Consider the following 20,872-nt stretch of genomic DNA (forward strand, 5'->3'; position numbering starts at 1 on the left):
CGGATATGACCGATACCCCACTTATCCAGCTTGAGGACGTGACTAAAACATATCATCTGGAGAGCGGAGACTTTACCGCTCTCAATCATGTCACCCTCAACATCATGGAAAACGATTTTGTCGCCATTATGGGACCGTCCGGTTCCGGTAAATCGACCATGATGAACCAGCTGGGGATCCTCGATGTCCCCACATCAGGAAAACTCTCTATCGCGGGACGAGATGTGGCTAAAATGTCAAACCTTGAGCGGACGCATATGCGCAGGGACACGATCGGGTATATCTTCCAGAAATTCTACCTGATCCCGCTTCTCACGGCATACGAGAACGTGGAATACCCGCTCATCTTAAAATACAAGAAACATGACACGACCGGCAAAGCCCATGACCTGCTCGACCAGGTAGGAATTGACAAGGATATGAGCGCCCACCGGCCCACCCAGCTCTCTGGCGGACAACAGCAGAGAGTGGCCATTGCCCGGGCGCTTGTCAACGATCCAAAGATCCTTCTCTGTGATGAACCGACCGGTAATCTCGACCGGAAAACCGGGTACCAGATCATGGATATTCTCTGCAACCTGCACAGCGAGGGAAAGACGGTCATCCTCGTGACCCATGATCCAAAGATTGCAGAGTATGCCCACCGCACAATCAGGCTGGAAGACGGGAGGATTGCAGAATCATGATCAAAGGAGATATCTTCTTTAGTCTCTCGGTCAGGAGTGTCCGTCTGAATTTCACGCGCTCGATGCTTGCCGCAATCGGCATTGTGATTGGCGTCGTCGCTATTGCATCCATGGGGATGCTGGGTACCAATATGCAGCTGGAAGTAAAGGATCAGCTCGCCTCCAGCGCAAACACAATTGTCATCTCCTCGGATTCAGTCCGTATGGGAGGACCGGGGTCTACCCCCACTTCATCTACGGCTTCGGGAGTAACCAAAACCGAACTCACAAAGATCAAAACGGTTGTAGGAACAAGCGGCACAGTCATTCCCATCTATTCGACAACGGGCGAGTTCACGCTATCATCGGTACCTGGCAGGGCCCAGATATATGGTATTGATCCTGACGATATCACCAAATTCCTTACTCTCAACCAGACCTATGGCAATACATCCATTGTAGGAGTAAACGAGGCCCTTGTTGGATCTTCAATCGCCGAACAGTTCGACCTGAAGATCGGAAGCCGCATTAAAATCGGATCGTTCTCCTCCACCTCCCGGCCCGAAGTTAAAATCGTCGGCGTTCTTAAAGCACGGGGGACAACCGCAGATGGCGTCTCAACCGACAATGCAATTGTGGTAAACGACAAGTGGTATACCACTCAGTACGGTGGGAAGGACAAATATACACAGGTCAATGTAATCGTAAAAGACACGGATGACATTACTACTCTTGAAGAGCAACTCGATGCGAAGCTCAACACCGATGCGAAATCCCCGTCGGTCCGGATTCGGGATGCCACATCACAGCTCGAAACTGCAACGTCAACATTGAGCACGGTGACCACATTTATCATGGCAATCGGCGGAATATCACTTCTCGTTGCTGCCGTGAGTATCTTTAACGTGATGATGATGTCGGTCAACGAACGGATACAGGAAATCGGTATCCTGCTCTCCATAGGTACAGAGAAAGGCGAAGTGCGCCGGATGTTTATGTATGAAGCATTTATTCTCGGGCTTCTTGGTGCAGTAATCGGAGGGGTTTGTAGTGTGATTATAGGGTACTGCGTCGTGGATGCGATGATTGGCACGACAGCTTATTTCTTCCAGCCGGCAAGTATCCTGTACGTCCCGGCCGCCATGATAGTCGGTGTGGTGGTCTGTGTCATATCCGGGGTGTACCCGGCATGGAGGGCATCGAACATGGACCCGATCGATGCGCTAAGAAGTGAATGACAAAACGGCCAATACGGGATAAAGAAGTAAATGCGGAGAGTATCTGACCCGTGCCGTTGAAGGTGTATGTCAAGCGGGATCTGATATAATTACCAGATTTTTTTTTAGTGGGTGACACAACCGTCACCACGTTTTTTTTAATTATTTTGTCAGTCAGGATATCTCGCACTCCGGGGTTTAACCAATCACAGATTTGATTCATAATTACACCAGGTCAATGATGGGAATATAAGACCATCCGCATACATGGGCATACGTGGTGAGTATCCTAAAAAGGGTAGTCACCAGATGGGGGTGAACCGTAAAAGACACGGGATAAACCGAGAATGAAACGAGGCAATTTATGAACCCCGACGTGAGGAAATCCGGGTTCTTTTAAAAGGGACCCACTATAAACCGGCGATCCCGTAACACCTTCGCCGGTAACATCTTCACGTCAGGCACTGCAGGTAATCCACGGACTAAATGGGCAAAAAAGTCCGGATAATGAAGCACAATTGAGAGTACACGATCAGGAAAAGCACAAAACCCCGATACTGTGATAAGTGTCAACTAAAAAAAGCAGCGATGTTATACCATACCTGAAATCTACCCGAGGACCTCATGAGAGTACCTGGCAGACAGGAACAACCGGTCACTGATTTCAAACCCGATGGGGGGCAAAACCTGCAGTGCCCATCAGGTGCCGGGAACAAAAACCGGGATTATTGATCCCATATCTACCCTCTTTTTATACGCGTTTATGCCGTGCAACAAAGATACCGGTACGTGTTACCAGAGAAAATACCCATAACCAACCGGTTCAATTATTACCGTTTTTATGAAGTATTTCACTGCTCTCATGTTCTCATAATAAATAACGAGGTGGAGGATTGGGTGGATCATATAGGTGTTGTTATGCAAGATTCGTATCCTGTAATAGTCTCCACTTTTGAAGGGTCGGGAGAACTATCATGAAAAAGAAAACCCTTCTTTTTGGATTTGTTGTTATTCTCGTCATGGTTCTTATTCTGCCGGTCTCTGCTGTTTCAACACCGGAAGCAGATTTTGTATCAAATCTGACTGACGGTACAGCTCCCTTTGGTGTACTCTTCATTGATGAATCCAGCAACACTCCAACCACGTGGCTGTGGTCATTTGGGGACGGGAGCACTTCAACACTCAAAAATCCCACACACACGTATAAAACCGCCGGTACCTATTCGGTGACCCTGACGGCAACCAATTCCGCAGGGAGCAGTACAATCACCCAGACCGGGTATATCACCGTGAGCACGACCGGATCAGGTCCGGTTGCCGCATTTGTTACGAATGTAACGAGTGGGACAGTACCACTTTCGGTCCTGTTTGTCGATTCTTCCACAAATTCCCCTTCTTCCTATATATGGTCGTTTGGGGATGGAGGTACTTCAACAGCCCAGAACCCGGTCCATACCTATGCAAGCGCCGGCACCTATGCAGTCACCCTCACAGTAACTAATTCCGTGGGATCAAACACGCTCTCCCAGTCGGGGTATATTACTGTCACGAAAGAATCTGCAACTCCGGTTGCTTCGTTTGTGGCAACCGAAACTTCCGGAAGTGCACCCCTTGTGATCCAGTTTGTGGATTCTTCCACGAACTCACCCACCTCTTGGGCGTGGTCGTTTGGAGACGGGAGTTCGTCGACGAGCCAGAACCCGGACCATATTTATACAAGTGTCGGCACCTACACCGTAACGCTGACCGCAACCAACCCGGCGGGGAGCGACACGGTGACGGAAACGGATTATATTACCGTAGAACTCTCTGCCCCGATCACTTCATTTGTGGCAGATACAACCACGGGGCCTGCACCACTCACGGTGAACTTCACCGATACTTCAACAAATTCACCGACAGAGTGGTACTGGGTCTTTGGGGATGGAAGTACCTCCACTTATCAGAATGTGACCCATTCCTACACAAGCACCGGTACTTATACCGTAAAACTGACCGCATATAACGACGCAGGAAGCAACAAGACAACCAGGTCATATTACATTACGGTAACTGAAACCATTACACCCCCCACTGCATCATTTACATCGGATGTTAAACAGGGAAATTTGCCGCTGACAGTTCAGTTCACCGATACCTCCGGGAATTCTCCGACTGCATGGGTCTGGACATTCGGGGACGGGAACTCGTCGACCCTGCCAAATCCGTCCCATACGTATACAGCGAGCGGCACCTATACGGTCAAACTCACAGCAACCAATGCCGGGGGAAGTAATACCCAAGTCAGAAGCGGGTATATTACTGTCACGACAACAACCAGCACCTCAACATATCAGACGGAAGTCCCGTCAACAACCGCCCCTGCTACGGATACCCTGACCCCCGCGCCTTCAGATGACGCCACAGCAGATTCTGCTTCAGGAGGGTCATCGGGCATTCTTCCCTTTGCCGGTATAGCGGTTCTGGTTGTGATCGGGATTTTGGTATTAATATTCCTGAAAAGACCCCCGCAGGGCCCTCATCACTCCGGCGGGAGAGAACTGTGAGGCCGGGAATGCCTGCGCCACATGCGGTCATCCATTCCAGAAGCATTATACCCTGACTTCATTTTAACAGGATATGTACCTGCAATGCCCGTCGGGGCAATCAGATACATTGTGAAATTTTTTTTAACAGTTGCAAGTCATACGGAGCATACCAGCATTTGCCACGGGTATTTTTTAATAAGATACCGTCCTCATAAACGATGATCCGGCCCCGCCGGCATATAGTTCACCGGATGGTTCAAATAATCATTTCCGGATTCCAGGATATCACTTTCCCCATGCAACGAATATAATATACCAAAGGTAAAGGAGGATAGAGAATGCTCTCCCTCACAAAGGAGATCATGAGAAAGGGAGACCTCAAAAAATAAGAGGCATCAGGAATTTCAGGTGATTTATTCCATGAAAAGAAGCAGTATAGTCATGTTGATTGCATCAGCGATCCTCATTGCAGGAATCATGATTGCAGGTTGTACCAGTACCACAAGTACTTCTACCCAGTCCACAGACAGCGCGGTTTCGTCATCAACCCCATCCGCGACTGCCACACAACAATCAGGCGGGCAGGCAGCCAGTGCTGCACCCTCCGGCACTCAACCGTCAGGTGCACAGACAAACAGTACGGCACCTTCTGGTACTCCACCGGGTGGAATGACGAATGGTACGGCACCTTCTGGTACTCCGCCGGGTGGAATGACGAATGGTACAGCACCTTCTGGTACTCCGCCGGGTGGAATGATGAACGGTTCAGCACCTTCTGGCACTCCACCGGAAGCAAAATAGAGAAGAAAACCGGATACAAAGGAACGGCAGGCACCAGGGAACAATCAATTCTCTTTTCATCCCTCCTGCCGGTCACTTTGTTAAATCCAGATTATTAAGGTCTGACAGAAGGTCCGCAACCGAAGCGTACCGGTCCTGCGGCCGTTTCATTATGCATTTTGTAATAATTGCGTTGATTGCATCAGCATGTGCCCCTCCCGACAACGCCGGGACCGGTTCCTCATGCAGGATCGCATGCGTAATCTCCCCCATGCCATCCCCGGCAAACGGGACATGGCCGGTCAGCATCTCGTAGAAGAGAACGCCCATCTGGTAGATATCGGTCCAGGGCCCGGGTTCACCGTAAAGATTCGGGGCCAGCTGTTCCGGTGCAGCATATTCAAGGGAAAAGCCGATGAGGCCGGACTGTTTTGTGCCCTCTGCCTTTGAAAGCCCCCAGTCGGTGATCTTTGCCGTTCCGTCTGGCGCAATCATGATGTTCCCCGGCTTGATATCACGGTGGACAATCCCCTGTTCATGGGCGTACCGGAGTCCTTCTGCAACACCGGTGATGATCGCCACCGCCTTTTTTTCATCGAGGGGAAAATGCTGCCCTTCAAGGGAGGATTCGACATATTCCATCTCGATATACGGCCGGGGGAAGATGTTTGCCGCATAGATCTCGACAATATTCTTGTGATGGAGACCTTCCCATACATTGAGCTCTTTTGTAAACTGGGATCCGGTCACCTCGTCAAACCGGATCGGGACTTTCACGGCGATATCGCGGTTGTTCTTTTCATCATGTACCCGGAACACCCGGGAGACCCCGCCCTCAGCGATATATTCGGCATCCGGGTATTTTTTCTCAAGGGCTGCGGGAAGGCGGACGCCATACTCATACTCGGGCTGTCGTGATGACACACCTTCCGGATGGTTTTTCACAACGGTCGCGTTCCGAGCATCTGCCGTAAGTCTGGCGGCCGGGGGAGTGTCCGGAGCCCGTTTCCTGCGGGACCGCTCAAACCAGATACCGCCCACGGCCGAGATCAGGATGGCAACCGGGATCAGCCACCAGTACTGGATCAAAACACCGACAAACGGGTTTGGGGGCTGTCCCTGCACCTGCGGGGTCATTCCCGAAGGCGATCCACCTGCGGGGGATGAAGAGGCCCCGGGGTTTAGGGAATCCTGTGGGTTGTCCGGCTGCAGGGACGACGGTACTCCGGTCGGCCTCATAAGATCGCCAAGCCGGGTGGTATTGACCGGTGACGCAGACTTGATAATCATATAGGCAGAGGGAGGACTCACCAGCGGCGCCGAATCGGTTACATCGGCCGCGCCGTGAACCGCTCCCTGTGTCGGGGTGGGGGAAAAGGCAGTGTCACCAATTCCATCACCGTTGCTGTCGGTCACCGTGGTGCCTTCCCAATAGTTTCCGAGGGGGCCGGAAAAGCTCTGACCATTGTACTGGTAATCCAGACGGGACGAGGTCCAGGTGTTCTGCGCAGACGGGCTCACGACTTCGATCGTATTGTTGAAAGTATTGAGGAAAAACGTATTGGAGCGGGACGAGCGGTCGATATTGATCCCAATGGAATTCCCGACGAGGGTATTTTCCGCGAAGATATTATTGGACGCGGAGTTCAGGCCAAGCCCGAACTCGTGGCCCCGGACAGTCGTGGAGCTGATCCGGTTGTTGCCGGAGAGTACCTGGAGACCAGAGGACGCATTACCGCCGATAACAACACCATTTATGGTGATACCATCAGCAGCAAGCGTGATCCCTGCACTGGATCCATCCGATATGATGATGGGAGGATTATTGGTATCAAGACCGCCGAATACGATGGACCGGTCGATAACAAAATTCCCGTAATATGTTCCCGCCGGGAGGAATATACTGTCACCACTGCTGGCATTATTGATCACATCCTGGATCGTCCCGGCTGAACCCGTCGGGTCATAGGTTACGACTGTCGCAGATACCGGTGCAACGACAAGCAGGAAGACTACAAGTATCCCTAGAAGAATCGCGATATTTTTTGCCCCGGACATCTTTTTCCTCCACACAGTAGTTTTTTTAGTTGAGTGTGTAACCTTCCAGACAGGAGATCACGAATCAGTAATAAAAAGGAACCGCGCCGCACTCTCTCCTAATGCACAATCGATCATATCCCCGTTTTTTAAGACGATCTTGTGCATGGGAGTAATGAGTTCCGTGTTGACGTAGGTACCTCCCGAACTGCCACGATCCTCGATCTGCCAGCCGGCGGGAGACCGGGAAATGACCGCGTGGGGTTTTGTAATCCGGGTCACCATCGCATAAGTCTCGGGCAGTAGGATATCGGCCTCGCTGCTCCGCGAAGGGGCGTCGGGATCGCTCCTGCCAACGGCAATATGGTCTTTTTTTAAGAGGAATGTATGGCCTGCCCACGACCCGCCCATGAGATGAAGGGCCGGGAAGGTCGCACCCGACTCTTTTACAACAGCGGCGCGAACCGATGCGAGTTTTTCCTGCATCTCGCCAAAGCCCATCGGGATGTTGACCCGGGAGAAGACCCCGAGATTTTTAATGAGCATCTCGAGGCTGCCTTCAGCAAGGGAGAACTTCCAGACCGGGTGGATACCCTTGATGGTCTCCCTCCCAAAACCCGCCTCCTTTTTGACAAGCCCGATGTGGACGAGCTGGTCGATATGTTTCTTCGTGTTTGCGTAACTCGTGTCGATCCGTGAAGAGATCTCGCTAATCTCCTTTGGCTCCCGTTCGATGACTTTGAGAATCTTGAGCCTCACAGGGTTGGAAAGTACTTCAAGATATTCTGACAGTTCCTGGAGGAAATCCGGATCTGTTGAGACACACACCGTTTTTTTATCAGCCATTCTTAAAGAACCTCCGGATGATCCTACACACCGGATTGCAAGGTATGCTTTACCATACTATCATTTGTTGTAATAAAATAGGTTGGTATTTTTTTCTCCCGTACGGGTACAGGAGCCGTACGTGAAAAACGGGGTATACCTGATGAACAGGGGTATTCCTGATCCGTTCCCTTGTATGATAGATGATCCCTTGAGGTTCAATATATCCGGCCCGGGAATGATGGTTCTACCGGTACCATATCACCAATATATCTCTCGCAGAAAAAGAGATCGATAACAAAACGGAGATAAGAGGGATGTGCCTGCACGATTTTATCCACGCCATACCTGCCATGCTATCGCTACAGCAGGAGAGCGGGGATACTGCAGCAACTCCCTTCCCCAACGCTACAGAGGTACATGGGGAGAACTTCCGGGTACCTGCGACAGGAGAGATTTAACCATGATAAATGCAGGATATCAAATCAGGGATCAGCATCAGGAAGCCTCACAAACCAGATCACCCAAAACCACGTGGTTTATCATTACTTCAGAAGAGATCGGGATCATTAACCGGCACCTGTCCGGGATTGAACAGAATGCACCGGAGCACGAAAAGGAGTGCGCCCGTGAGATATCCCGCATATTAAAGACTGTCGAGCGGCGCCTGGCATGACACTTCCTGATTTTTTAACCGGCACCGGGCCGAGTGCCGGCTCTGCCTGATGGACAGGGAACGACTGTGTCGGACTAAAACGGAGCACCAGGTATGAATACAGAGATCGCGGGACACCGCCGTTCACGGATCATCCCGTTCTTTTTCGTCGGGGCACTGTCATCGCTTGTCGATATCGGGCTCATGTATTATTTTACCACGTACCTCGGAATCTGGTACCTGTATTCGGCCGCACTCTCATACTGCTGCGGGATCGTCGTCAATTATCTCGTCAACAAATATTTCACGTTCCATGATCCGAGCCCGAGGACGGCCGCCCAGTTTGCAACGTTTGCCGCAATCTCGGTCTCCTGCCTTGTGGTTAACCTCGGGGTTGTCTGGCTGGCGGTAAACTTCCTCTCGGTTTCCCCGCTCGCGGCAAAGACCGTCGCTACCTGCTGTGCGTTCTTCTGGAGTTACCACGGGCAGAGCAGGTTCACGTTCCGGTCCGGAGAGGGAACATGAAGGGCGACACACCCCAAAAAGGAGACGGGGATGCTGCACAGGCTCCCGGGCCAGGAAAGAGAAAACCGGCACCTGACAGGAACCTGCCCTCAATCCGGGATCTTATACAGAGCCTCAGGCAAGAGTGGGAACATGAGATAATCGTGCAGTGTATCCTTGTTTTGAGATTACAGGAGATCTATTAGCAGGATTTGGATTATTATACGACTCGTACTCACGGTAATGCGCGAAAAACAGGAAACGGTATCCAACTCACGCCAGCTTCTTCTTATCATTCACCATCGCGGAGAGCACCAGCGGAATCACCGAGAGGACGAGCCCCACAAGGATCGTGAAATGGAACCCGTCAAGGAAGACCGCGGGGTCGAGATCGGCAAATGCCACGACGCCGCCCACAGCGGTGGCAGACGTGAGCACGGTTGCATAGAGGGCGGTGCCGAGAACCCCGCCGAAATAGATCGTGGTGATCATGAGCGAAGAACCGGTCCCCTCTTCGCCCGAAGGAGCATTTTCAATAATCCTGCTCGCTCCCGCCCCGCCTGCAATACCAAAGACAAGGCCCATCAGCACGAGACCGACGATAAGGGGGAGAAAACCGCTCTCCGGGACCATGACGGCAAAGATGGCACCGAACAGGATGAGTGCCACGCAGGCGGCAACCGTAAACCACCGGGGGCCGTAGGTGTCCGACCACCGGCCGAACTGGATGCTGATGAGGCCGGTGACCACCGGCGGGATGAGGAGGAAGATGCCGCTTATGATGAGGCTGAACTTCATTGCGGCGGTAAGGTAGAACGGCAGGAGATAGATGACGCCGGCGTATACTACGTTAATGAGCAAAAACGCGGTAAGGACGGAAGAAAACTGCCATTTTCTGAACATGGAAAGGTCGATGAACGGGGCAGGCGCCCGATGTTCCCGGACAATAAAGAGCAGGGTAAAGAGGGCGCAGAGGATGGAGCACGTAATAATCCGCGGGTCCGTGACGCTTAAGGCCGAGACCTCTTCGAGCGCAAAGACCCCAAAGACCATCGCGCCAAACAGCATCGCGGCCCCGGGGAGGTCGTAGGGTTTCTTCTCAAGGTCCGGGACGTCTTTGGGGATGACCCGTACGGCAAGGATGATGCCGATGATCCCGATCGGGATATTGATAAGGAAGATCCAGTGCCAGGAGAGGAAGTGCGTGATGATCCCGCCAAGGGCCGGTCCTGCGGCAAACCCGATAGAACTTGAAGCGGCAAGGACCCCGAGAGCAGCGCCGAGCATCTGCGGCGGGAGATACCGGACACAGAGCAGCGAGGCGGCGGCAGCGATTGCCGCGGCACCGATCCCCTGGACGATGCGGGCGGCAAGCAGGACACCAAGGTCGGGGGCAAACCCGCAGGCGGCAGAACCAATAGTAAAGAGCACCAGCCCGCCGACAAAGACCCGTTTCATGATGCCCCGGTCGGCGAGGTTGCCAAAGACGAGGATGAGCCCTGCCATCATGAGGAGGTAGGTGATGATGACCCAGGAGATGGTCCCGGCGTCGGTGTCAAACGCGGCGGCGATCGTGGGGAGCGCGACATTCACGATCGAGCCGTCAATCCCGTCCATGAGAATCCCGAGTGCCACGGCTCCGAGAAGCAGTTTCTGGTGCCGGGAATCGGTGATGATGGCGGGCATGTCTCTACAGGATGAACCGGGATGGGTCATTAACGTGTTGGGTGGACTGAATTTTTCTGGAAATTCTCAAGGTACTGAACCGGTCTTTTTCCGGAACAATCGATAACGTTGCCGGATTTTTTTTAAAAAGACCGGGAACTTTGCCGGACAATTTTTGAAAAGTTCGATAACCTTGGTAAATTTTTTTCAAAAAGTTCGATGACTTTGCCGGACAATTTTTGAAAAGTTCGGTAACTTTGCTGAACTTTTTTAAGAAAGTGCGATAACATTGCCGGGCTTTTTTTGGAAAGTCCGGTAAAGTCACTTGGGAGATCAGGCGTGGGAAGGTGTGTTTTTGGCCCTCTTTTTTTCCGGAAAGTTCGATAACGTTGGTGAGCTTTTTTAGAAAAGTTCGATAACGTTGCCGGACAATTTTTGAAAAGCCCGGTAACTTTGGTGAGCTTTTTCAGGAAAGTTCGATGACCTTGCCGGACTTTTTTGAAAAAGTCAGGTGCCCTCATTGAACTTTTTTTAAGATTTTATTCTCGTTGCAGGAATGAATCATCTTCTTTATCGCCAACAAAACCCTACGTCATTCATAAGTGTGAGGTTTTCATGAGCAATCATAGTGAGAGTGTCAGTTTCATCTGGTCGGTCGCGGATCTTATCCGCGATACGTTCAAGCGGGGCAAATACCAGGATGTCATATTGCCGTTGACTGTATTACGAAGACTCGATTGCGTGCTGGAACCTACAAAAGATCATGTGCTTGAAACAAATGCCCGGCTGAAAGGAAAACTGGAGAACCTCACCCCTCAGCTCCAGAACGCTTCGGGATATGCTTTTTACAATACTTCCCTCTATGATTTCGAGAAACTTCTGGGCGATGCCCCCAACCTCGCCGCGAACCTGAAAAATTACATCAATGGCTTTTCCGATAATATGCGGGAAGTCATCGAAAAATTTGATTTCAACAATACCATCGACAAACTTGATGAAGCCGGACTCCTCTTCCTTGTGGTTGAAAAATTCAAGAATGTCGATCTCCACCCGGATAAGGTTTCCAATCATGAGATGGGGTACATCTTTGAGGAACTGATCCGGAAATTCAACGAAGCCCTCAACGAGAACCCCGGGGAGCACTTCACCCCCCGCGAAGTTATTCGGCTGATGGTGAACCTCCAGCTGGCGCAGGATCTCGATGCGATAAAAAAGAACCACATCATTAGGACGGTGTACGATCCCTGCTGTGGATCCGGAGGTATGCTGACCACGGCAAAAGAGCGGATTGTCGAGATCAATCCCAATGCGGATGTCCACCTCTTTGGTCAGGAAGTCAATCCCGAAACATTTGCGATCTGCAAATCCGATCTCTACATGAAGAGTGCCGATGGCCGGGATGCAGAGAACATTCTTTTCGGCAGCACGCTCGCTGATGACAAGCACGCGGACAAACGCTTTGATTATCTCCTCGCCAATCCCCCGTATGGCAAGGACTGGAATCGGGACAAGGAAAAAGTTGAAGCAGAATTTGAGCGGGGAGACGCCGGCCGGTTCAGTGCGGGACTTCCCCGCATCAGTGACGGGCAGTTATTATTCCTCCAGCAGATGCTTTCAAGGATGAAGGAGCCGGAGAAAGGAGGCTCCCGCGTCGCTATCGTCATGAACGGATCCCCGTTATTTACCGGTGATGCCGGCAGCGGCGAGAGCGAGATCCGCCGCTGGATCCTGGAGAATGACTGGCTCGAAGCAATCGTCGCGCTGCCGGAACAACTCTTCTATAATACCGGTATTGCGACCTATGTCTGGGTGCTGACGAACCATAAGAAAGCAGACCGGAAAGGAAAAGTCCAGCTGATCAATGCAACAACATTCTGGGTACCGATGCGGAAGAGTCTTGGCGATAAGCGCCGGGAGATTTCCAAAGATCATATCCAGCAGATTACGAAACTCTTTACGGATTTTACCGGGACGGAATACACAAAAATTTTCAAATCAACGGACTTCGGCTACCGGAAAATCACCGTTGAACGCCCCATCCGTCTGAATTTTATGGCCAGCAACGAGAGGATCGAGCGGATCAAATCAGAGAAAGCCTTCCAGAATCTTTCGGTTAGCAAGAAGAAAGATCCCAAAGAGAAAGCGTCTGAGGAGAGCAAGGGACGGGAGCAGCAGGACCTCATCCTTACAATGCTTCACACACTTCCCCCGACGCTCTTAAAAGATCCAAAAGAGTTCGATCGTGTTCTGGCGAAAGCTATCAAGGAGTCCGGTCTCAAAATCACCGCAGCCCTGAAGAAGTCCATCTGGTCCGCGCTCTCCGAACGGGATGAGACCGCAGAGGTCTGCAAAGATGCGGATGGGAAACCGGAACCTGATCCGGAACTCCGGGACACCGAGAACGTGCCGCTCAGCGAAGCCATCGAGACCTATTTTGACCGGGAAGTCAGGCCGCATGTACCGGATGCCTGGATTAACACGGATGTTGTCGATCAGAGAGACGGGAAGACCGGCAAAGTCGGGTACGAGATCAACTTCAACCGGTATTTTTACAAGTATGTGCCGCCACGACCGCTGGAGGAGATTGAGGCGGATTTGAAGAAGGTGGAAGAGGAGATTGCGGAATTGATGAAGGATGTGGTTCGATGAGTTCGACAACCACATTTGATAGTACAAAAGAACCGCTTCAGAAAATTCTTGAAGAAATCCGGACCGGCAAAACCCAGCTCCCTGATTTCCAGAGAGGCTGGATTTGGGATGATGAACGGATTCAGAGTCTGCTTGCGAGTGTTTCAGAATCATTCCCTATCGGCGCAATAATGATGCTGGAGACCGGCAATGCTGATGTCAGGTTCAAACCACATTTTATTGAAGGGGTAAAAATTGATCCACAACCCCAACCAGATCATCTGATCCTTGATGGTCAGCAACGCCTGACGGCATTGTATCAGTCACTCCTTGGAAAAGTTCCTGTTAAAACGCGGGATATCCGGGGGAAAGATCTGAACCGGTTTTACTACATCAACATCCAGAAAGCAACAAATCCCCATTTCGATCGTGAGGACTGTATCCGGAGTGTTGCCGAGAATAAACTGATTAAGAATTTCAGAGGGGAAATTGTTGAAGATTATTCAACCCCTGAAAAAGAATATGAAACCGGGATGTTCCCGTTCAACAAAATTTTCAGTTATGATAACTGGATGATGGGATATCAGGAATTCTGGAATTACGACCGGGACAAACAAATACTCTTCAACAAATTCAATGTCGAGATCATCAAGCGGTTCGAACAGTACCAGATCCCGCTTATCATGATGCAAAAGGAGACCCCAAAGGAAGCGGTCTGTCAGGTTTTTGAGAAAGTCAATACCGGTGGAGTCTCACTTAACGTTTTTGAATTATTGACGGCGACATTCGCTGCTGATGATTTCAACCTCCGGGAAGATTGGGATAAAATTGTTACCCGGATGAAATCGTTTGCCGTTTTACAAAAGATCGAGAATACTGATTTCCTCCAGGCGGTCTCCCTTCTCGCTACACGAGACCGACACTTGAAAGCTATCAATGATGGCATCTCACCGGAGGATGTACCCGGCATCAGCTGCAAACGAAAAGAAATCCTAAAACTTTCCCTTGAGGATTATCAGAAATATTCTCCTCAGGTACTAGCAGGATTTGAAAAAACTGCTAAATTATTATCCATTCTGAAAATTTACTCGGCACTTGATATCCCTTACCGAACACAGATCACACCCTTTGCTTCAACAGTTGCACTCCTTGGTGATGCCGTGGAGAACGAACCGGTCAGACAAAAACTGTTCCAGTGGTACTGGTGCGGTGTACTCGGTGAATTATATGGGGGAGCGATTGAGACCCGTTTTGCAAAGGATGTTCCGGAGATCCTCGCATGGGTAAATGGCGGCCCGGAACCCTCAACGGTGAGCGATGCACATTTCTCCCCTTCACGGCTCTTCACGCTCCACACCCGGAACAGCGCAGCCTACAAAGGGATTTACGCCCTGCTGATGAACGATGGCGGGCTGGATTTCATGAGCGGGCAGCCGATCGATGTCACGACCTATTTTGAGGAGGGTGTCGATATCCACCACATTTTCCCGGAGAAATGGTGTACTGCGAATGGCAAGAATAAATTCGACAATACCGGCATCAATTACGATTGTATCGTGAACAAGGCCCCGCTCTCGTACCGGACGAACCGGAAAATTGGCGGCAACGCTCCCAGCGTTTACCTGGAACGCATCCAGCACGAACTGAAAATCACACCAGAGCGGCTCAATGAGATTGTCGCGAGCCACAACATTGATCCGCAACTCCTGCGGTCAGATAATTTTGAAGGGTTCTTCAACGCCCGTAAGGATGCGATTATTCAGAGAATAGAAAAAGCGATGGGAAAACCGATAGCGCGGGATATTGTGGAAGAGTAATTTCAAGAGTGAACATGGTCGAAGCAACCGCTCACCAAAATTCATCAATGATGCACAAGTGGAAACGGTACCCGAAGTACAAGGATTCGGGGGTTGAGTGGCTGGGAGAGGTACCGGAAGGATGGGGGATAAAGAAACTCCATCGAGTCCTCCATCGTAATAATCATAAAAATGGGGATTCAATCAATCGAGAGATGCTTTCTCTTTCCGCTTATCGCGGAATTGTACTGAAGGAATATGAAAATGATAATCTCATCCGACCTAAAGACGAATCCTTAAATTATATAATCGTGAAACCGGGGCAATTAGTAGTAAATCCGATGTGGGTTATTAATTCAAGCATAGGGATATCGAAAATTAATGGAATCGTCAGTCCTGCATATCGTGTATATGATGTATCAAAAGAGTTTGATGGAACTTTTTTACATAATTTAGTAAAAACTCCACTATATCTCACTCAATATAACCGATACATTAGAGGTCTTACGACGTATGATCGTTCGGTGCGGGAAGAAGACTTTTATGAAATTGAAGTTTTAATACCCCCACTTCCCGAACAAAGTACTATGTCTGTTTTCTTCGATCGTGAGATTGCCCTCATTGATACCCTCATTGAGAAAAGGAAGCAGCAGATCGAACTCCTGAATGAGATGCGTGCGACTCTCATCAGTGATATATTATTATTTGGAATATCCGCCATTGAGGAACTTGTTTACATTCAAAATTGTACACCAAAGTGCGAATTCAGGAAAATCTCTACTCTTTCAAGAGTCATCGATTGTCTCCACCAAACCCCAGAATATCTCGACGAGGGCTTTCCAATAATTCGAATTACGGATATTACGGGGGAATATCTTGATTTAAGCGAAACCAAAAAAATCTCTGAATTCCATTTCAAAGAATTCACAAAAAAATATTCTCCGAAATTGGGGGATATTTTACTGAGTCGTGTAGGCAGCAGTCTTGGCAAAGTGAGCATTGTAAAAGATAATCAAATTTTTTGTTTGGGACAAAATATTGCTGCTATTCTTCCATTTTGTAATTCACGATATCTTTACTACTCATTCCAGACGGATTTTGTTAAAGATCAAATAGACCTAAGTGTAGTTGGTTCAGCACAAATGACATTGAGCCTTGAGGATATTAGAAAACTAAAAATCCCCTATTGGTCCCCTGAAAAACAAATCTCCATGAGTCATTTCCTTGATATTGTCACAAAGCGAGTGGATGCAATTTCTCGGAAAGTGAGTGAATCCATAGACTATTTGAAAGAATATCGCACCGCCCTAATCTCCGCTGCGGTGACCGGGAAGATTGATGTCCGGCAGGAGATTTCTGCATGAGCCAGTGGCGCCGTTATTCAAAATACAAGTCATCGGTTGTGGAATGGCTAGGGGAGGTCCCGAAAGAGTGGGAACAATCAAGACTTCGATTCTTGTGCTCGATTACAACAGGAAGTAAAAATACCGAAGATAGCGACCCAACAGGTCAATATCCCTTTTTTGTCCGGGCTGATACGGTAGAAAGGTTACATACATTTTCTTTTAATGAGGAGGCAATTTTGACTGCCGGCGATGGCGCTGGCGTTGCGAAAGTTTTTCACTATTATAATGGGAAATTTGATGCCCATCAAAGAGTCTACGTATTGACCAGATTCAAAGGAATCCTCCCCAAGTTTTTATTTTTGTATTTTAGACAAAATTTAGGTGATGAAGTACTAAAATTATCCGCAAAAAGTACCGTAGAATCATTGCGATTACCCATGTTGCAAAATTTCCCGGTATTAATCCCTCCATTTCCAGAGCAGCACTCCATCTTCTCTTTCCTTAATATCGAGACCGCCCGCATCGATACCATCATCGAAAAGAAGGAGCGGCAGATCGAACTCCTACAAGAAAAGCGGGCTTCTCTCATCTATCAGGCAGTGACAAAAGGGATTGACCCGAATGTCAAGATGAAGGAATCGGGTATCGAATGGATCGGGGAAGTACCGGAGCATTGGGAAATTCTCAAGAATAAATGGATTTACCAGGAAATCGATGAACGATCCACAACGGGTAAAGAGGAACTTCTCACGGTCTCTCACATTACCGGAGTTACGCCCCGATCAGAAAAAGATGTCAATATGTTTCTTCCCTTATCCTTTGAAGGCTATAAGTTGTGTAAAAAAGATGATTTGGCAATCAACACAATGTGGGCTTTCATGGGAGCTCTCGGATTTTCTCCTTGCGATGGCATGGTAAGCCCGTCATATAATATCTATCGCTTGAAGAATAGATGCGTTTCAAAATATTTTGATTACCTTTACCGGACGCCCGCTTTCATAGGTGAAATTTTACGCCACTCAAAAGGTGTCTGGACATCCCGACTCCGATTGTATCCGGATGAATTCCTCAGTATTGTCTCTATGATCCCGCCTGTTGATGAACAGAAAAAGATAGTGGAACATATTGATTCAATCATTGAAAATGAAAAAATACAAATCGGAAAAATCCGCCACTCCATCGATCTCCTGAAAGAATACCGCACTGCCCTCATTTCCGCTGCGGTGATGGGGAAGATAGATGTGCGGGGAGAGTCAGTTAGTTAGATTTCGCACCAAACACATCTAATTTTATATTATAATCCTAAAATAGAATAATCGAGTTGTTATGGGAAAGACTTCAATAAAAAATCCGCCACTTCCTTCACCGCAAGTACTTACAAATGCCCCTTTTAGTCAGGAACGATTAAATGAAATTTTTAAAACTTCGTCGATCAATCCTCAAAGAGTGATGACCCGAGAGAATAGTTGGCTTGAGTTTAAACAAAATTTTAATTGGAAATCCCGAGATGAATATGCAAGAACCTTTGCTGCTTTTGCAAATACAAAAGGCGGATATGTGGTATTTGGAATTGGGGATAAGCCACATACCTTGTTGGGTATTAATCCCGATGAATTTGAAAAAATAGATCCGGCTGTGATTACAGGAGAATTAAACAATTATTTTTCACCGGAACTTGCTTGGGAAAATCGTATTTTTGAATTTCAGGGAATGTCTTTTGGCATTATATACATTTATGAATCCCGTGAGAAGCCAATCATAGCAACAAAAAACGGCACTAATATTTCAGAGGGCCTGATTTACTATCGCTATCGTGGCAGAACTGAAAAAATTCGATATGCTGAACTTCGCAACCTGTTGGATGAGCAGCGAAAAATGGATCAGGAACTTCTTTTGAAACACCTGACACAGATCAAAAAATATGGGGTTGCAAACGTCGGAATATTTGATTTGAACAGCGGAATAGTTACGGGTTCGAAAAACTCTTTTATAATTGACGAATCCTTATTGCCAAAGTTAAAATTTATTAAAGAAGGACAATTTCATGAAACAAAAGGATCTCCAACCCTTAAACTGATGGGAGATCTGATAACCGCCGGATCTACGATGATTCAGCCAACAAAAGAAACCGAACGGATTCGGGGGATTCGAACTCCAGACATTATAGAAGAGTTTCTGGATCGCAAAGACGTAAAAGAGCCTAAAGAATACATAAACCAAATCTGTTTTGAATCTTCAAGTTTACTCCCAGTTTATTATTATATGAGTTTGGCTAGGCTATCTAAAATGAACACTGTCAAAACGATAAGTGAACTTCAATCTCGTTCACCGAGTAAACAAAAATTATTGAAACGAATAGAAAATGAAGAGGATTTCAAACTTAACACTCCCCAAAAAGAAACTGAAAAATCCTTGAACAAACTCCGCTTCAAAGAACAGATTTTACGAAAGCAGATTGATGACAATCTCCAGCCTGTTGACATACGATTCGCTCTTCAGGCGATTCGATTGGTACCCAAGAAAAACATAAATCTGGGATATCTCTTACCCCTATTAAAAAAATGGTATCAATCATACTATACACTCAAGGGAAAAAACAGTGTGGCCGTTGATCTTCGCATGGCTATTTGCTACATTGATTATACGATGTTTCGAGATAAAATCGCTAAAGACTAATGAATTTCAAGAAAGGTTTCATTTTTTAAGGAGATCTATTACTTTCACCCCGCAATCCTCGCTTTATTAATCATCCGGATAAATAAAAGAGATCTGATGGCAGCCTCCCCGTTTCCCGATGAACCCACGCTTGAAGTCGTGCGCTTCCTTGCCTGGCTCAAAAAGCGGGGAGCACAACAGCGGCTGATCTATTGCAATAAAAAATGGGAGCGGAAAGGGATCCGGATAAAAGAGATCTGCCGTGGCCCGGCCCGGGGAATGATGCATGTCCAGAGCGATCCCTCAACCGGGGAGAAGTGGGTCGTGCTCGACGATCTGGTGTGGGCGGATAACCTCATGATCGAATTCGGCGAAGAAGTCCCTCATCACAGCCACTGGACCGAACTGTAAACAAATTTGCTGATATAGAAACTTTATTTATGGTTTGTCGTATACGTATACATGTGAAACCTATGACTGGAGGTACCCCTGTGCCGGCCCCTGCGGCTGATGCGGACTTCTCCGATATCCCGTATGCCGGCCTCTTTGGCGATACCGTGATTGCGCGGGTAGTAGAAGAGATCATCGCCGATCCGCACTCGACCTACCGGCCCCGCGATCTCGAAGAGCTGACCGATGCATCGTCTCCGAGCATCCGGGACGCACTCGCGACCCTGACAAAGTTCGGCCTGCTGAAATCTGCCGGGGGAAAACACCCGACATACACGGTCGATAAATCCTGCAAGTCATTCGTCGCGCTGACGCTGTTAGCCTATGCAACACTCGATGACCGAAAAGGATCTGACTGCATGAACACCGCCATTCAGCATTACTGTGAAACGGTTCTTCCCTCCAGCCTCGGGGTGCAGGCTGTCGCCTCAACCGCCCCCTACCGGATTTCCAGCGGAAGCGGCAATCATTCACCAGTTATCACTGGTGGAATAGGGAATGCGTATCACGATCTGAACGGAGTAGCGACGTAGGATTGATTTGTATGGTCTCTCAAAAACAGACAAAGCCAAAAGAACAGGATCCCGGACAGCAGTTCCTCATCGATGTCGCGAGGATGTACCAGTTTAAGCCGGAAGAGATGATCCCCGACATTAAAACATCCTCGTATTCCAATGTCTCCTACTTAACCTGCACAAACCGGGATGTTTTCATCGATTTTCTTGAGATGCCCGGGATCAAAAAAGACGGGAAGATGATGGTCCCTGCCACACGAGTATACATGTCGCACTCTGCTGCCCAGCAGCTCGCCGCAAAGCTCACCGAGATACTCGAAGGCTCATACCAGCGGGGCGAGATGGAATTCTTTACACCCCCCTCCGGAAAATCCCCGGCTGTGACAAAAGTCCCGGCAAAAAAATTATAACTTTTTCTAAAAAAAATATCCGGTAAAATATTCTGAAACCTTTATCGTCTTTTTCAACCTATTGACCATATAGCCCACATTCCGCAGTACTTTCATCAAGAGTAATATTTTTCGTACTCCTGCCCAAGCAACTGGAGAATTTTTCGTAATTCGTCATTCATATTAGCAATTTTAGTACTCCGTCGGGTTCCACATA

18 protein-coding genes are annotated in these 20,872 nt (G+C 48.7%); 14 read left to right on the top strand and 4 right to left on the bottom strand.

Translation table 11 applies throughout. The features are described 5' to 3' along the window. Positions 1-5: 5 nt before the first annotated feature. The 3 genes from WCX19_RS11110 (at position 6) to WCX19_RS11120 (ending at position 4,428) form a co-directional block, all read left to right on the top strand. Positions 6-686: an ABC transporter ATP-binding protein gene (locus tag WCX19_RS11110; protein ID WP_373008093.1), complete on the top strand. Its 681-nt coding sequence runs from the start codon at positions 6-8 to the stop codon at positions 684-686. Continuing rightward, positions 683-1,903 carry an ABC transporter permease gene (locus WCX19_RS11115; RefSeq protein WP_373008095.1) on the top strand — a complete coding sequence of 407 codons (1,221 nt, stop codon included), beginning with the start codon at positions 683-685 and terminating at the stop codon, positions 1,901-1,903. The genes WCX19_RS11110 and WCX19_RS11115 overlap by 4 nt, the downstream gene beginning before the upstream one ends. 953 nt (positions 1,904-2,856) lie before the next feature. Further along, positions 2,857-4,428 (top strand): PKD domain-containing protein, encoded by a 1,572-nt coding sequence (locus WCX19_RS11120; RefSeq protein WP_373008097.1) that lies wholly within the window; start codon positions 2,857-2,859, stop codon positions 4,426-4,428. Between the two features lie 493 nt (positions 4,429-4,921). On the opposite strand, the gene WCX19_RS11125 is transcribed toward WCX19_RS11120, so the two are convergent. From WCX19_RS11125 to WCX19_RS11135, 3 genes are all read right to left on the bottom strand, one after another. After that, positions 4,922-5,197 carry a hypothetical protein gene (locus WCX19_RS11125; protein WP_373008099.1) on the bottom strand — a complete coding sequence of 92 codons (276 nt, stop codon included), beginning with the start codon at positions 5,195-5,197 and terminating at the stop codon, positions 4,922-4,924. A gap of 86 nt (positions 5,198-5,283) precedes the next feature. After that, positions 5,284-7,248 carry a protein kinase gene (locus WCX19_RS11130; RefSeq protein WP_373008101.1) on the bottom strand — a complete coding sequence of 655 codons (1,965 nt, stop codon included), beginning with the start codon at positions 7,246-7,248 and terminating at the stop codon, positions 5,284-5,286. A gap of 57 nt (positions 7,249-7,305) precedes the next feature. Continuing rightward, positions 7,306-8,073, bottom strand: a complete 768-nt coding sequence (locus WCX19_RS11135; protein ID WP_373008103.1) for an FHA domain-containing protein — start codon at positions 8,071-8,073, stop codon at positions 7,306-7,308. A gap of 296 nt (positions 8,074-8,369) precedes the next feature. Between WCX19_RS11135 and WCX19_RS11140 the strand changes: the two genes are divergently transcribed. From WCX19_RS11140 to WCX19_RS11150, 3 genes are all read left to right on the top strand, one after another. Then, entirely contained in the window at positions 8,370-8,513 is a 144-nt protein-coding gene (locus WCX19_RS11140) for a hypothetical protein (RefSeq protein ID WP_373008105.1), read from the top strand. Between the two features lie 2 nt (positions 8,514-8,515). Further along, positions 8,516-8,728 carry a hypothetical protein gene (locus WCX19_RS11145; RefSeq protein WP_373008107.1) on the top strand — a complete coding sequence of 71 codons (213 nt, stop codon included), beginning with the start codon at positions 8,516-8,518 and terminating at the stop codon, positions 8,726-8,728. Between the two features lie 93 nt (positions 8,729-8,821). Beyond that, complete coding sequence (locus WCX19_RS11150; protein ID WP_373008109.1) at positions 8,822-9,232, top strand: GtrA family protein; 411 nt, start codon at positions 8,822-8,824, stop codon at positions 9,230-9,232. Positions 9,233-9,484: 252 nt separating this feature from the next. On the opposite strand, the gene WCX19_RS11155 is transcribed toward WCX19_RS11150, so the two are convergent. Continuing rightward, positions 9,485-10,897, bottom strand: a complete 1,413-nt coding sequence (locus tag WCX19_RS11155; protein ID WP_373008111.1) for an MFS transporter — start codon at positions 10,895-10,897, stop codon at positions 9,485-9,487. Positions 10,898-11,491: 594 nt separating this feature from the next. Here WCX19_RS11155 and WCX19_RS11160 point away from each other — a divergent pair. From WCX19_RS11160 to WCX19_RS11195, 8 genes are all read left to right on the top strand, one after another. Further along, positions 11,492-13,525 (top strand): N-6 DNA methylase, encoded by a 2,034-nt coding sequence (locus WCX19_RS11160; RefSeq protein WP_373008113.1) that lies wholly within the window; start codon positions 11,492-11,494, stop codon positions 13,523-13,525. Next, on the top strand, positions 13,522-15,321 hold the full coding sequence (locus WCX19_RS11165; RefSeq protein WP_373008115.1) for a DUF262 domain-containing protein: 1,800 nt from the start codon (positions 13,522-13,524) through the stop codon (positions 15,319-15,321). Before WCX19_RS11160 ends, WCX19_RS11165 begins: the two co-directional genes overlap by 4 nt. 14 nt (positions 15,322-15,335) lie before the next feature. Continuing rightward, positions 15,336-16,664, top strand: coding sequence for a restriction endonuclease subunit S (locus tag WCX19_RS11170; protein WP_373008117.1), 1,329 nt, complete (start codon positions 15,336-15,338; stop codon positions 16,662-16,664). Beyond that, positions 16,661-17,911, top strand: a complete 1,251-nt coding sequence (locus tag WCX19_RS11175; RefSeq protein ID WP_373008119.1) for a restriction endonuclease subunit S — start codon at positions 16,661-16,663, stop codon at positions 17,909-17,911. Before WCX19_RS11170 ends, WCX19_RS11175 begins: the two co-directional genes overlap by 4 nt. A 61-nt stretch (positions 17,912-17,972) precedes the next feature. Beyond that, complete coding sequence (locus WCX19_RS11180; RefSeq protein ID WP_373008121.1) at positions 17,973-19,322, top strand: ATP-binding protein; 1,350 nt, start codon at positions 17,973-17,975, stop codon at positions 19,320-19,322. A 96-nt stretch (positions 19,323-19,418) separates the two neighbouring features. Continuing rightward, the gene (locus WCX19_RS11185; protein ID WP_373008123.1) at positions 19,419-19,712 is read left to right on the top strand and encodes a hypothetical protein; all 294 of its coding nucleotides are present in this window, start codon (positions 19,419-19,421) and stop codon (positions 19,710-19,712) included. Positions 19,713-19,774: 62 nt separating this feature from the next. Further along, complete coding sequence (locus WCX19_RS11190; protein WP_373008124.1) at positions 19,775-20,284, top strand: hypothetical protein; 510 nt, start codon at positions 19,775-19,777, stop codon at positions 20,282-20,284. 11 nt (positions 20,285-20,295) lie between these two features. After that, complete coding sequence (locus WCX19_RS11195; RefSeq protein WP_373008126.1) at positions 20,296-20,676, top strand: DUF3467 domain-containing protein; 381 nt, start codon at positions 20,296-20,298, stop codon at positions 20,674-20,676. Positions 20,677-20,872: the final 196 nt, after the last annotated feature.

Origin of the sequence: Methanoregula sp. (assembly GCF_041663825.1) — an archaeon.
Taxonomy (GTDB): domain Archaea; phylum Halobacteriota; class Methanomicrobia; order Methanomicrobiales; family Methanospirillaceae; genus Methanoregula.

Coding starts and splice junctions, on each gene's coding strand:
- WCX19_RS11165 (WP_373008115.1), top strand. CDS start 13,522: ATGAGTTCGACAACCACATTTGATAGTACAAAAGAACCGCTTCAGAAA.
- WCX19_RS11185 (WP_373008123.1), top strand. CDS start 19,419: ATGGCAGCCTCCCCGTTTCCCGATGAACCCACGCTTGAAGTCGTGCGC.
- WCX19_RS11130 (WP_373008101.1), bottom strand. CDS start 7,248: ATGTCCGGGGCAAAAAATATCGCGATTCTTCTAGGGATACTTGTAGTC.
- WCX19_RS11135 (WP_373008103.1), bottom strand. CDS start 8,073: ATGGCTGATAAAAAAACGGTGTGTGTCTCAACAGATCCGGATTTCCTC.
- WCX19_RS11175 (WP_373008119.1), top strand. CDS start 16,661: ATGAGCCAGTGGCGCCGTTATTCAAAATACAAGTCATCGGTTGTGGAA.
- WCX19_RS11110 (WP_373008093.1), top strand. CDS start 6: ATGACCGATACCCCACTTATCCAGCTTGAGGACGTGACTAAAACATAT.
- WCX19_RS11155 (WP_373008111.1), bottom strand. CDS start 10,897: ATGCCCGCCATCATCACCGATTCCCGGCACCAGAAACTGCTTCTCGGA.
- WCX19_RS11160 (WP_373008113.1), top strand. CDS start 11,492: ATGAGCAATCATAGTGAGAGTGTCAGTTTCATCTGGTCGGTCGCGGAT.
- WCX19_RS11120 (WP_373008097.1), top strand. CDS start 2,857: ATGAAAAAGAAAACCCTTCTTTTTGGATTTGTTGTTATTCTCGTCATG.
- WCX19_RS11170 (WP_373008117.1), top strand. CDS start 15,336: ATGGTCGAAGCAACCGCTCACCAAAATTCATCAATGATGCACAAGTGG.
- WCX19_RS11145 (WP_373008107.1), top strand. CDS start 8,516: ATGATAAATGCAGGATATCAAATCAGGGATCAGCATCAGGAAGCCTCA.
- WCX19_RS11150 (WP_373008109.1), top strand. CDS start 8,822: ATGAATACAGAGATCGCGGGACACCGCCGTTCACGGATCATCCCGTTC.
- WCX19_RS11180 (WP_373008121.1), top strand. CDS start 17,973: ATGGGAAAGACTTCAATAAAAAATCCGCCACTTCCTTCACCGCAAGTA.
- WCX19_RS11190 (WP_373008124.1), top strand. CDS start 19,775: ATGACTGGAGGTACCCCTGTGCCGGCCCCTGCGGCTGATGCGGACTTC.
- WCX19_RS11195 (WP_373008126.1), top strand. CDS start 20,296: ATGGTCTCTCAAAAACAGACAAAGCCAAAAGAACAGGATCCCGGACAG.
- WCX19_RS11140 (WP_373008105.1), top strand. CDS start 8,370: ATGTGCCTGCACGATTTTATCCACGCCATACCTGCCATGCTATCGCTA.
- WCX19_RS11115 (WP_373008095.1), top strand. CDS start 683: ATGATCAAAGGAGATATCTTCTTTAGTCTCTCGGTCAGGAGTGTCCGT.